The sequence below is a fragment of the Gilliamella sp. Imp1-1 genome (assembly GCF_001690415.1).
GTDB classification, from domain to species: Bacteria; Pseudomonadota; Gammaproteobacteria; order Enterobacterales; family Orbaceae; genus Gilliamella; species Gilliamella bombi.
On record NZ_LZHK01000108.1, the window covers coordinates 1 to 11,872 of the forward strand.

The following is an 11,872-nucleotide window of genomic DNA, read 5'->3' on the forward strand; positions in this document are numbered from 1 at the left end:
AAAATCCGCTAGTTGTGATAAATGTTTGAAAATATCAACTAATATTCCTTTTTTAGACCACAAATTAAATCGCCTATAGACAGTGCTCCATTCACCAAACTCTTCTGGCAAATCTCGCCAAGGAATACCGGTTCTCATTCGGAAAAGGATCCCTTCAAACGTCATCCGATGCTCGGATTTATTATAAACTCGGCCGGTATTTTTCATTATTTGTAGTAGCTTTTCCCACCGTTTATCTGTTAGCATTGTTCTTGGCATGATGAATCGAGTTATGGTTGTTTTTGGCTGAATTATTATAACTCACATCATGCCGTCTAAAAAATAATCATGAAAGATCAACACGCCCTAGTAATCTTTTCATTTAACTGCCTCTTTATTTTTTGCACAAATTATTTTTTATTAAAGAATGTTTTTAACTTGTTTGCAAGTTTCTACGTGTTTATTTTGATAAGTCTATTGAAAGCGATGATTTAGTGTATAGATATCTTTTAATATTTTTCCATTTTGGTGTAACAGATTAATTATCAACAACCGCAATCGTTATTACTAGCTTGCTTTTTCTTGGCCCGTTGTTTGGCTACAATGGCATTAACCTTTTTGGTCACAACATCTAAATGATCTTTGGCATCAGAATAGTTTTGTTCAGCGGCCTTAGCAAACCATTGTTTAGCTTTAAAATAGTTCTTTTTAACCCCTGTACCATTGTAATAGAGTGTTGCTAATGTATATTGAGCAACGGCATCTCCTTTTTTAGCTGCTTTTGTATCCCACTCAATTCCCTTAGAATAGTTTTGTTTTGTTCCTTGTCCATTATAATACAATAAGGCTAAACTGTGTTGAGCTGCGATATGACCTTGATTGGCAGCCTTTTCAAACCACTCTTTTGCTTTAATATAATCAGGTTGTGCTTTTAATTGCTCATCAAAACCATATTCGAAACCTTTAAATTGCCGTTTTTTAGTATATGAGCCATCAGCGTACATAAGACCTACATGGTATTGCGCCTCTGCATCTTTTTGTTCTGTTGCTTTTTGATATTCTTCATTAAAATCAAATAATGTTTGTTGATCAGCATTAACAGCAATACTAAAACATAAAACTAATGATAGTTTTGCAAAAAACTTTAGCATACAACTTCCTTATAAATTAAATAACTTAATTATTCTATCGTATTTATCTGTTTAGTATAGCGTAATTAAATAAGTTGTTTATTAATTAAATATTGATGTTATGAAATAGTGGGTCGTGAGCGATTATTCGGCACATCGTGTGCCTCACCCCTTCGGGGCCAACACTGCGTGTTGTTCAAATTTGTTTCAGACAAATTTGTCGAACGCTATCGTTCTCATCACTTTTTTTACTTAATTAGATTGATTGGACTTACTCAGGGGAATCGTTTAATAAAATGGTGGGTCGTGAGCGATTCGAACGCTCGACCAACGGATTAAAAGTCCGCTGCTCTACCGACTGAGCTAACGACCCATCTTAAAGATGGTGGGTGATACCGGGTTCGAACCAGTGACCCCCTCCTTGTAAGGGAGGTGCTCTCCCAACTGAGCTAATCACCCCAAATGTTTCATTACTGAAACATCACGGTAAAGATTGGTGGGTGATACCGGGTTCGAACCAGTGACCCCCTCCTTGTAAGGGAGGTGCTCTCCCAACTGAGCTAATCACCCTTACCGTGTGGATGTGCATTATAAGGCACGACTTATTTCAGTCAACCTTTTTTTTTAAAATTCTCTAAAATCTACTTCGTTCGATTTAATTTTAAACATTTTTTGGGTGATAGTTCGCAAAAATCGCTTTTGTCAGTTTTTATTTAGGAAAAGATGATTATGATTAAGTGATGCTATTATCAGAAACAAGAAGATAATCCATCATGATTTTTAATAAAAGTAGCGTCATTATTTATGTCGAATCCACAATTTTACGCTATAGGATTGAAAATTCAGTTAAGCGAAATGCTACAACAGCCACTAGCGAAGATCTGATTGTATTTAATTATCAAAATGAAAATGATATAGATATTTTTATTGATGAGTTACGAAAAAAAATTTCTGAGTGTGCGGTATTTGAACTTAATTTGGATATTAATTTAATTCAAATACAACAATTAACCTTACCTGATGTAAAGCTAAATTTAAATGAATTGAGTTTATATGTTGAAGCTAACATTTATAAATTATTCCAAGTGTCGGCTAAAAGTGTATTTTTTGATTTTGTTTATTCAACTGAACATACAAAACAAATTACAGTGATGATAGTTGAACGTCATTATATTGAAAATTGGATCAATCTTTTTAAAAAGCATCAACGACTATTAACTTTTGTAGGTTGTCGATTTGAAAATAATAAAGTTAATTTTTTACCTTGGCGGCAAGAGAAACAAACAAAACATCAACGACAATTGACAGGCGTGGTTGTTGGATTTATGGGCATAATAAGTTGTTTGCTCTGTTATTTGTGGGTACACGCTAAAAATGATTTACAAACTTATGATGAAAAATTACTACACCAGCAAAAGATAGTACAAAAATTAACTGAAGAATTAGTTAATTATTTGCCTAATCCATCATTAAGCCAAAAACAAATTCAGCAATCCTTATTATTGCTTTCAGCGCAGTTACCTTCAGTAATTTGGCTTGATTCTTTCTATTATGAACCTAAAAAAGTAGCAATAGAAGGGCAAAGCTTTAGTTATGTCGAACTTACTCATTTTAACCAAAATTTGTTAATGCTAAAAAATATCGCTAAAAGTCAAATAAAGACCGTATCGACCAATAAGAATAATTTATTTTTTGAAATGGAAATGGAACTTAATGAACAGTGATTTTTTCTATCGCCCAGTTTGGCAACAGTACGCATTGTGTATTTTATGTTGTTTAGCATTTTTTGTTATTGTTTATCAACTTTTTATTAAAGAAGACCAGCAACAAGCTGAGCTAAAGGTCGAGTTATATCAGCAAAAGATTACTGAAATTGAATTGTTACAAGCAAAAGTAAGGCGTTATCAGGCAAGTAAAAATAGTTTATATAGTTTGATATCTGAAAAAGAATTAGCGTTGGCTATTGAACAAAATCATCTAACACTAAGTTCCTTTAAACATTATCAAACTGACAATACGGTTAATTGGGATATTGAATTAGAAGGGCAATTTTTTGATTTTATGGCTTTAATTTCATCATTAACGGATGATTTTTATTATCTTGATTTTCAGAATCTAAAAATCAGCAAGCAAGAACAGCAGTTACAGATCATGTTTACGCTCTTATTTAAAAAGGCATAAAGTGAAACGTTATCTCTATCAATTTATTAGTTTATTAATTGCTATCTGTTTTGAACTAAAGGCCGATGTGTCTTTAGAACGAGATCCTTTTCAACAAAATTACTCAGTTTCTTGTAGTGAGCAAACGTCGTTACTGCTTGAACAAATTCAAGTTTGGCATTTTAGGGGAAGCATGAATCAAATTGATCAGAATTATCAGCAAATTTGGTTAACATCTGAAAATCAATGGCTAGCAATAACCGATGATGTGGTGCCTAACGTTTTGTTTCCTTGGCGTTTGCAATCTTTATTAAACGATAAAATAACGTGGCAGGCCGATTTACCTGATTATTGCCATAGTACTGTATCATGGACAATGTCGCTAAATGAATAATAACAATAGTAAGAATCAGAAGCATCAATGGCTAGAACAATGTATTTGCAGATTGATTAAAGCAATAATAAGTTTGTTAGCTGTAATAATTTTTATATTTGTAACAATGATCATAAATACAACTTACGCAAATATGAAGCAATCAGTAAATGTCGATTCGCAACAAAATATCTCAATGACATTCTACCAAACCGACATTGCAATTATCTTACAAGCTTTAGCCGATAATCAGCAGATGAATTTAGTCATGACCGAAGATATACCAATTAAGCAAACCATTAAACTCAACAACGTTGATTGGCACAAAGCGCTAAAGATCATATTAGATTCGGCAAATTTACAAGCCGAAATTGACGATAATATTTTGTTCGTATCTAAAGCGATAGAACCAGAAGTTTTATTGAAAAAACAGCAATCTGAACAAAGAGAAAAAGAATTAAACCAACCACTTAATTCTTTGCCTATAGCTGTTAATCATGCAGACCCAGCCACCTTAATTGAAACAATTCAACAACAAGGATTATTATCAGAACGGGGCAAGATTACGCTCGATAAGCGGACAAATTCACTTATCATTACTGATTTAGCTAAACAATTTGGTAATATCCAAAAATTAGTTAAAACATTGGATAAACCTATGCCTCAAGTTCATATTTCAGCGCACATTGTTACCATGAATGAGGAGAGTATGTCAGAGCTAGGTATAAAATGGGGATATTCAGGAAAATCATCACAATTATTAGATAAGTTCGATGTGGGGCTTGGGGCTAGTTATCCCACCACAACTGTAGGTTTTAATTTGGCTAAAATATCTGGTCATTTACTTAATTTAGAGTTATCAGCACTCGAATCTGAAAATCAACTTGAAATTATAGCCAGCCCTAATTTGTTAACAGCCAATCAAAATATGGCGTCGATAAAACAAGGTACTGAAATTCCTTACGAGGTTTCTAGTGGTAGTAATGGTGCAACATCTATTGAATTTAAGCCTGCGGTGTTAGGGCTAGAGGTCACACCGAAAGTACTAACAGATGATAGGATGATTTTAGATTTATACATTACGCAAAATACGGCTGGTCGTTCAATAAAACGTAGTGATGGTGGTGAGGCGATAGCTATTGATACACAAGAGATCAAAACACAAGTTCAAATAAAAAATGGCGAAACAGTAGTTTTAGGTGGGATTTTTCAACAAATTAACACCAATGGGCAACAAAAAGTACCAGGTGCGGGCGATGTGCCAATTATTGGAAATATATTTAAATATAATAGAAAAAAACAGCAAAAACGAGAGTTGGTTATTTTTATTACACCGCAATTGGTTGAGTAAATGTTAACGGAGTTGTATCATACTTTAACTTGTTTTAGCAGTTGCTTTGATAAGTAAATATTGTTTTAAAGTATATTATTATTACCATTAATTATAAAAGTAGAGAATATTATGCATGTTGTTGCTTCTGATTTAGACGGTACTTTATTAACTCCTGAACATAGCTTATCACCTTATACCAAGCAAGTCCTTCAAGCGTTACGTAAAAAAGGCATTCACTTTGTTTTTGCAACTGGCAGACACCACATTGATGTCGCTCAAATGCGTGAAAACATGGAAATTGACGCCTTTATGATAACAGCAAATGGTGCTAGGGTGCATGATAGCGAAGGTAATCTAGTTTTTAGCCAAAGTATTGAACCATCGCTTGCTAGTGAAATAGCTAAAATGAGTATGGATGATCCTTTAATTTATACTCATGTATATCGTGGTGATCATTGGTTAATTAATAAGGAAGATACATATTCATTAGAATACTTTCGAGACACAGATTTTACTTATCAATTATTTAATCCACTTAATTTTGACACTAGCGATGTTGCTAAAATTTATTTTACGACTACGGATAATGCACTTTACCCGCATTTAGTCCAATTAAAGAATCGACTTGATGCCAAATTTGGTGCCAAACTTAGTATTGCTTTTTCAACCCTAAATTGCCTTGAAGTGATGGCCGAAAATGTATCTAAGGGTAGTGCACTAAAAAAAGTGGTAGAAAAATTAGGTTACAGTTTAAAAGATAGTATCGCTTTTGGTGATGGCATGAATGACTACGAAATGTTAAAAGCCGCAGGTAAAGGTTGTATAATGCAAAACGGAAGCTCGGAATTAAAATCATTATTGCCTGAGTTAGAGGTTATTGGCTCGAACGCTCAAGATGCTGTACCACATTATCTAAGTAAACTGTTTTTATAATTATTAAATATGAATATAACTATTGACAAAGAACTCAATACGCTTGGATTGCGTTGTCCTGAACCTATTATGTTGATCAGAAAAGCGATCCGAGAACTAGCTATAGGGCAAGTCCTTTATGTGATCGCTGATGATTTTGCAACTACTCGTGATGTACCTAGCTTTTGTCGCTATATGGATCATCAATTACTATCATTGCAAATAGAATCTCAACCTTATCAGTATTGGATCAAAAAATCCCATTAGTGTGACGATTTTTATGACAAAAAGTTTCAGGAAAGTAGGTGTTTGTGTCAAGTTAATTCGATTTGTTTTAAGTAAAAACGTAATGTACGCCAATCATTAGGTTTAAGATTATCAATCATTAATAACAGCGTACAGCGTTTGCCATTATGTCGGGATTTTAAATTCAAAATAATGATATAACGAAATATCAACGGGTTATGCATTAAATACCAACGTTGTTTGTGCCAGTATATTTGATTGATATAGTGAAATAGCGCAAATTCGTCTTTAATAGTTTTGAAGTAACACAGACTGTGCCACCATTCTATTATTAATAATAGAATAATAACAAAGGTATAACAATTTAAGTATGTGTTAGCAAACATAACTAAACAAAGTGCGATTAACACTGAGTAAAAAAGAGTTGAAATCAATAATTGTATCTTTGATATGCTAAGTTTTATGCTCCACATAATTTATTCTTTACTTTAGTTAAATTAGGATTATTTCATTCTTTTGCAAAAAATTACTTAAAATAAAGACAAATATGGGAGATAATGCGCATAATTTTTGTGTGTTTTAATAAACGAGCGATCAACCATAGACATTTTATTTTAATGTCAATGTGAAGATCCTGAACTGAAGATAGTGTTACTAAATTTGGCGCAGAGAGAACTCTCGTGCCATTATTTTTGCCTTAAAATTTAGAATAGGAAAGATTTGTGATATTAATTAGAGTGTTAAAAATTATTCTAAAATTATTCATTGGCTTATTTCTTTGTGGCTTAATTATTGGTATTGCAGGTTATGCTCATTATTCAAAGGATCTTCCTGACGTCACTACATTAAAAGATGTTCGACTTCAAACACCAATGCAAGTATTAAGCAAAGATGGTGAATTAATTGCCATTTTTGGTGAACGACGTAGAACCCCTCTGAAATATGATGAAATTCCTCCAATAGTTATTAATGCGGTCATTGCAACTGAAGATGCTCGTTTTTATGAACATTTTGGCATCGATCCAGTTGGTATTGCTCGAGCGATGTATATTGGCTTAAAGCAAAAAGGATTTTCTCAAGGTGGCAGTACAATTACGCAACAAGTCGCTAAGAACTTTTTCTTAACACCTGAAAAAAGTATAGCGCGTAAAGTCAAAGAAATGATTTTGGCTATCCGTATGGAAAAAGAGTTATCAAAAGAAGAAATCATGGCACTATACCTTAACATGATTAACTTCGGATCGAGGGCATATGGTGTTGCAGCTGCATCTTATACTTTTTTTGGTAAAACACCTGATCAGTTAACTGTTGATGAAGCGGCTTTATTAGCTGGTTTACCAAATGCACCATCAGCTTACAACCCAATTTCACATCCAGAACGAGCATTAACTAGACGCAATTGGGTACTAGGACGAATGCTAGATCAATCCTATATTACTCAAGCAGAATATGACGAAGCGATTAAAAAACCGTTAGGCGCTAGTTACCACTCACCACAAATTGAGTTTTCGGCGCCTTATGTTGCCGAAATGGCACGTCAATTTATGTACGACAAATTTGGCGAAAATGCCTACACAGATGGCTATAAAGTCTATACAACTATCTCAAAAACCGATCAAATAGCTGCAACAGAAACAGTGCAAAAGCATATTATTGAGTATGATACCAGACATGGTTATCGTGGTGCTGAAAAAATATTATGGCAACCAGACGAAGCACCATGGAATTCTGAACAAATCCAGCAAACTCTTAATAAATACATGTGCTATGGCGGAATATGCCCAGCGGTGGTCATGACATCTTCAGATAAAGAAGCAACAGCGGTATTATCTGATAAAAGTAATATTACTATTGCATATCAAAACATGAAATGGGCGCGTCCATTTATTAGCGATACAAGACAAGGCGCTTACCCAAGAAAAGTCTCTGACACCATCAAGGCAGGACAGTTAATTTGGGTCAAAAAAACTGGTGATAATTGGGAATTATCACAAATTCCTGCTGTTAACGCTGCGCTAGTATCACTTGATTCAGACAATGGTGCAATCAAAGCAATTGTTGGTGGTTATGATTTTAATTTGAGTAAATTTAATCGAGCAACACAAGCACTAAGGCAATTAGGATCGAATATTAAACCATTTATTTATACCTCAACATTAGAGCAAGGTTTAACAATGGCTACGCTTCTTAATGATGCACCAATTGTTCGTTCTGCGGGGAGTGCAACATGGCGTCCCAAAAACTCACCACCAAGCTATGAAGGACCTTTACGTTTAAGAATTGGCCTAGGAATGTCTAAAAATGTAATGATGGTAAGAGCATTGCGTGCAGTTGGTATAGATTATGCTGCGACTTATTTAGAGCGTTTTGGATTTCCTAAAGAAAATATTTCTTATAATGAATCGTTAGCTTTAGGTTCGGCATCATTTACGCCATTGCAAGTGGCAAGAGCTTATTCGGTGATCACTAATGGCGGTTATTTAATATCACCATATTTAATTGAAAAAATTGAGGAAAATGATGGTAAAGGTCTAATTTATCAGCATCAACCTTTAATTGCTTGTCACAATTGTACTGACGATGACGTCATTGTAGGGGCCACACCAGTATCACTTGATAATGTTGAAAATGAATCAACCGAATTAGGTAATGAAGAGCCAGAGCAAGAAAATCTAAAAGCAGATGATAATATAATTTTACCTGATATTGATACTGAAAATAAAGTCACTGATGTAACACCAAAATACGCACCGCATACGGTAAATAGTGGTATTGCATTTATTATGAAAGATGGTCTTCGATCCATCGTATTTGGTGGTTCAGATTGGCAAGGTACTGCATGGCGTGTAAAAGCATTGGGTAGAAAAGATGTCGGAGGTAAAACTGGGACAACTAACTCATCTAAAGACGTTTGGTTTTCTGGATTTGGTGGCAATATTGTAACTACTGTTTGGATGGGATTTGATGATCATCGCCGTGACTTGGGGCGAACAGTCCGGGCTGAAGCAGGGGCAGTAACCGCAAATCCAATATGGGTTGATTATATGAAAGTTGCCCTAAAAGATGTACCAGTAATAGAAGATGTAAAACCTGCAAATGTTATTTCTGTTACTATTGATCAAAAAACAGGTTTATTACCTCAATCTGGATCTAAAACAATGTCAGAGTACTTTATAAAAGGTACCGAACCAACGACTTATGCGACCCAAGAGGTGGGCACGAAAGTAACAGATTCAGAAGGTAATACTTCAGAACTATTCTAATAAAGGATTTAGCATGAATGGTTCAATAAGAATTATTGGCGGAAAATGGCGTGGGCGTAAATTGTCGGTACTAGACAAACAAGGATTACGCCCAACTACCGATCGCATTAAAGAAACCCTATATAACTGGTTAATGCCAGTTATCTATGATAGTGATTGTTTGGACTGCTTTTCGGGTAGTGGCTCATTAGGTTTTGAAGCAGCATCAAGAGGTGCCCAAAGTGTTACTTTACTTGAAAAAGATAAACAAGTAGCACAGCTACTTAGCAAAAATAAACAGATTATTGCTAGCAACTCAATCGACATTTATCATACTGATACTTTACAATGGCTAAACAGGCCAGCTGTAAAACAGTTTGATATTGTATTTATCGATCCGCCATTTCATCAATCATTAGTCGCAAAAACGGTTAACGAACTTGAAAATAACAACTGGCTAAAACCGTTGGCTTATATTTATATTGAAACAGAAATACAGCATGATCTAACAACTTATATTCCAACTAACTGGCGCTTACATCGTGAAAAAATTGCAGGGCAAGTTCACAGCTATCTATTTATACGAGAAGATAATTAATGTTCATCTTTATTGGTAAAACTTTATACTCATTAATGTGGTTATTTTTATTATTTAACTTAATCCACCCATATCCAAAACCGGCAAATGTTGTTGCCAATATTGGCTTAATCGCCTTTACTGTTACTCATGGCTTACAAGCTTGGATGTTAAACTCAACCATGACCAAACAAGAAAAACAACAAGACAAATTTAAAGTGTTACGGCTATTTTTATTTGGTGTTTTTGAATCACTTAGTTGGAAAGACAAAAAATAATAATAAAAAGAGGTTGCGAGATACAAAAATTTTTGTATAATGCTCACCACTTCTTACGAAGCACTTCAATAAGCGGGAATAGCTCAGTTGGTAGAGCACGACCTTGCCAAGGTCGGGGTCGCGAGTTCGAACCTCGTTTCCCGCTCCAATAAAACATCTATTTAGCATAAAAGTAAATTTATATCCCATACTGTGTTGACTAACGAAAGTAATTAGCCATGTGTAAGGTAAAAAATACTGGAAAAATTTTTTAATAAAAACTTCAATAAAATCAATTGTCTACCTGAGCTATTTTAGAGAAAACACACAACACGGCAAGGTTAATCTACCTATCTTTTAACTGTGTCGGAGTGCTTTGCTGATAGACTGAGGGCAGCACGCCAAATAGGACTGTTTGGTGTGTTTGTGCTTTGTTAGGGATGCCAATTTATCAGGAACAATTTGGCATTTCTGAGCAAAGCAAAGAGGCTTAAAAAAGGCGAATATCATAATGATTTGAGTAAATCATACCGATGGTTAAGAGCGAGAGCGTTGGGTACCGTAGTTCATATTTTGTATCTCATGTGAGTTGTAAGATGTTACGCTCAAAATTCTTAAATTAAACGTTATCACCAATATCAGTTATTCCGACAAAATTCAAAAGCTATAAAGCTAACACCATATTTTAATTATAAAATTAACCTATCTATAAAGTCGAATTGTTTTATCTTTACATTTCTTTACAAAAAAGTCCGCCAAAAAACTAGTCAATCACCCCTTAAACGGTTATACTTTTATCGCTATAGGAAAATAAGCTTATTAAATAAGCGAATAATTATAAAAATTCAAATAAAACAAATCATTACTTGACAGGTGAACCATAATGCATTATCATTTCAGACACCAGCACTGGCAAACCTATGTCTTAAATTTATCAAATAATCTTATTCGACGAGTTTTTACACTAAACTCATTTATACTTTCCAAATTATCTCTCAAATTATTATCGAAATTATTGCTCAAATCACCTAAAACAGCTTTGCTGGTATTAGCACTGTTATTATTGTCATCGTCATGGGATGTACAGGCGAATGGTAAAAAAGCTCGAGCGAGTAATCGCAGTGATGCAATAATGCTACAACCGTCGGCAGTTATCAATTATGTAAGGCCAAATCTAAATTTTGGTGACGACGAATATGCAGGCCCTGCTAACATATGGAATCCTAGTAAAGGCTTCTTAGTTCAATCAACCAAACCTGAATCATACAACCTAAATTTCCCGACCACAGGTATGCACAATTTATATTTTGGAATGGCAACACATTTTCAAACAAAAAAATTAAGGGGTAAGTGTTTTTTAAATTCAATGGGAGGCAAGTAGCCTAACGAAGAATGTAATCGTTTATGATTATACCAATAAGCATAAGCCGAAAAAGCGCGTTGTAATTCAGCCGTTGAGTTGAAACGTTGGCCTTTTACAAATTCCGTTTTAATTGTTTTAAATGTCGCTTCCGCTACCGCATTGTCATATGGACACCCTTTCTTGCTTAATGAATGCGTGATATTAAATGTCTTAAAACAATCCGCTAATAACCGATTATCAAACTCTTTACCGCGGTCTGAATGAAATAAATCTAATTTTGATAATGGTTGTTTAATTTGG

General features: G+C 34.4%; 14 protein-coding genes and 4 tRNA genes. 11 read left to right on the forward strand and 7 right to left on the reverse strand.

Going from position 1 to position 11,872, the window contains the following annotated elements; genetic code table 11:
• The 5 genes from A9G38_RS09265 to A9G38_RS09285 all read right to left on the reverse strand — a co-directional run.
• Positions 1 to 258: transposase (locus tag A9G38_RS09265; RefSeq protein ID WP_141671662.1), on the reverse strand; the 258-nt coding region annotated here is incomplete at its 3' end.
• A 266-nt stretch (positions 259 to 524) separates the two neighbouring features.
• Entirely contained in the window at positions 525 to 1,130 is a 606-nt protein-coding gene (locus A9G38_RS09270; protein ID WP_051634341.1) for a tetratricopeptide repeat protein, read from the reverse strand.
• Positions 1,131 to 1,406: 276 nt separating this feature from the next.
• Positions 1,407 to 1,482 (reverse strand) — tRNA-Lys (locus tag A9G38_RS09275).
• A 10-nt stretch (positions 1,483 to 1,492) separates the two neighbouring features.
• A tRNA-Val gene (locus tag A9G38_RS09280) sits at positions 1,493 to 1,568 on the reverse strand.
• A 35-nt stretch (positions 1,569 to 1,603) separates the two neighbouring features.
• A tRNA-Val gene (locus tag A9G38_RS09285) sits at positions 1,604 to 1,679 on the reverse strand.
• 203 nt (positions 1,680 to 1,882) lie between these two features.
• Between A9G38_RS09285 and A9G38_RS09290 the strand changes: the two genes are divergently transcribed.
• The 6 genes from A9G38_RS09290 (at position 1,883) to tusA (ending at position 6,154) form a co-directional block, all read left to right on the forward strand.
• Positions 1,883 to 2,833, forward strand: a complete 951-nt coding sequence (locus A9G38_RS09290; protein ID WP_034915057.1) for a PilN domain-containing protein — start codon at positions 1,883 to 1,885, stop codon at positions 2,831 to 2,833.
• Entirely contained in the window at positions 2,823 to 3,290 is a 468-nt protein-coding gene (locus A9G38_RS09295) for a hypothetical protein (RefSeq protein WP_034915054.1), read from the forward strand. Before A9G38_RS09290 ends, A9G38_RS09295 begins: the two co-directional genes overlap by 11 nt.
• Before the next feature lies 1 nt (position 3,291).
• Positions 3,292 to 3,663, forward strand: coding sequence for a hypothetical protein (locus A9G38_RS09300; RefSeq protein ID WP_034915051.1), 372 nt, complete (start codon positions 3,292 to 3,294; stop codon positions 3,661 to 3,663).
• Positions 3,664 to 3,796: 133 nt separating this feature from the next.
• Entirely contained in the window at positions 3,797 to 4,993 is a 1,197-nt protein-coding gene (locus tag A9G38_RS09305) for a secretin N-terminal domain-containing protein (protein WP_080702384.1), read from the forward strand.
• Positions 4,994 to 5,101: 108 nt separating this feature from the next.
• Positions 5,102 to 5,908: a Cof-type HAD-IIB family hydrolase gene (locus tag A9G38_RS09310; RefSeq protein ID WP_141671787.1), complete on the forward strand. Its 807-nt coding sequence runs from the start codon at positions 5,102 to 5,104 to the stop codon at positions 5,906 to 5,908.
• Positions 5,909 to 5,917: 9 nt separating this feature from the next.
• Positions 5,918 to 6,154, forward strand: coding sequence for a sulfurtransferase TusA (gene tusA, locus A9G38_RS09315; protein ID WP_034915044.1), 237 nt, complete (start codon positions 5,918 to 5,920; stop codon positions 6,152 to 6,154).
• A 47-nt stretch (positions 6,155 to 6,201) separates the two neighbouring features.
• On the opposite strand, the gene A9G38_RS12930 is transcribed toward tusA, so the two are convergent.
• A complete protein-coding gene (locus tag A9G38_RS12930) occupies positions 6,202 to 6,606 on the reverse strand; it encodes a protein YgfX (protein ID WP_034915040.1) in 405 nt (134 codons plus the stop codon).
• Positions 6,607 to 6,864: 258 nt separating this feature from the next.
• Here A9G38_RS12930 and A9G38_RS09325 point away from each other — a divergent pair, with 258 nt between their 5' ends.
• From A9G38_RS09325 to A9G38_RS09345, 5 genes are all read left to right on the forward strand, one after another.
• Positions 6,865 to 9,396: a penicillin-binding protein 1A gene (locus tag A9G38_RS09325; protein ID WP_442902866.1), complete on the forward strand. Its 2,532-nt coding sequence runs from the start codon at positions 6,865 to 6,867 to the stop codon at positions 9,394 to 9,396.
• A gap of 13 nt (positions 9,397 to 9,409) precedes the next feature.
• Complete coding sequence (gene rsmD, locus A9G38_RS09330) at positions 9,410 to 9,973, forward strand: 16S rRNA (guanine(966)-N(2))-methyltransferase RsmD (protein ID WP_034915038.1); 564 nt, start codon at positions 9,410 to 9,412, stop codon at positions 9,971 to 9,973.
• Positions 9,973 to 10,230, forward strand: coding sequence for a DUF1145 domain-containing protein (locus A9G38_RS09335; RefSeq protein WP_034915035.1), 258 nt, complete (start codon positions 9,973 to 9,975; stop codon positions 10,228 to 10,230). Before rsmD ends, A9G38_RS09335 begins: the two co-directional genes overlap by 1 nt.
• Before the next feature lie 72 nt (positions 10,231 to 10,302).
• Positions 10,303 to 10,378, forward strand: a tRNA-Gly gene (locus A9G38_RS09340).
• A gap of 714 nt (positions 10,379 to 11,092) precedes the next feature.
• A complete protein-coding gene (locus tag A9G38_RS09345; RefSeq protein WP_034915032.1) occupies positions 11,093 to 11,590 on the forward strand; it encodes a hypothetical protein in 498 nt (165 codons plus the stop codon).
• Here A9G38_RS09345 and A9G38_RS09350 read toward each other — a convergent pair.
• The coding region (locus A9G38_RS09350; protein ID WP_141671788.1) for an integrase core domain-containing protein at positions 11,536 to 11,872 on the reverse strand (337 nt) is incomplete at its 5' end. The two genes, A9G38_RS09345 and A9G38_RS09350, sit on opposite strands and share 55 nt — an antisense overlap.

Excerpts from the sequence above, each read along its gene's own strand:
- A9G38_RS09270 (WP_051634341.1), bottom strand. The coding sequence starts at position 1,130 with ATGCTAAAGTTTTTTGCAAAACTATCATTAGTTTTATGTTTTAGTATT.
- A9G38_RS09290 (WP_034915057.1), top strand. The coding sequence starts at position 1,883 with ATGATTTTTAATAAAAGTAGCGTCATTATTTATGTCGAATCCACAATT.
- A9G38_RS09295 (WP_034915054.1), top strand. The coding sequence starts at position 2,823 with ATGAACAGTGATTTTTTCTATCGCCCAGTTTGGCAACAGTACGCATTG.
- A9G38_RS09305 (WP_080702384.1), top strand. The coding sequence starts at position 3,797 with ATGAAGCAATCAGTAAATGTCGATTCGCAACAAAATATCTCAATGACA.
- tusA (WP_034915044.1), top strand. The coding sequence starts at position 5,918 with ATGAATATAACTATTGACAAAGAACTCAATACGCTTGGATTGCGTTGT.
- A9G38_RS12930 (WP_034915040.1), bottom strand. The coding sequence starts at position 6,606 with ATGTGGAGCATAAAACTTAGCATATCAAAGATACAATTATTGATTTCA.
- rsmD (WP_034915038.1), top strand. The coding sequence starts at position 9,410 with ATGAATGGTTCAATAAGAATTATTGGCGGAAAATGGCGTGGGCGTAAA.
- A9G38_RS09335 (WP_034915035.1), top strand. The coding sequence starts at position 9,973 with ATGTTCATCTTTATTGGTAAAACTTTATACTCATTAATGTGGTTATTT.
- A9G38_RS09345 (WP_034915032.1), top strand. The coding sequence starts at position 11,093 with ATGCATTATCATTTCAGACACCAGCACTGGCAAACCTATGTCTTAAAT.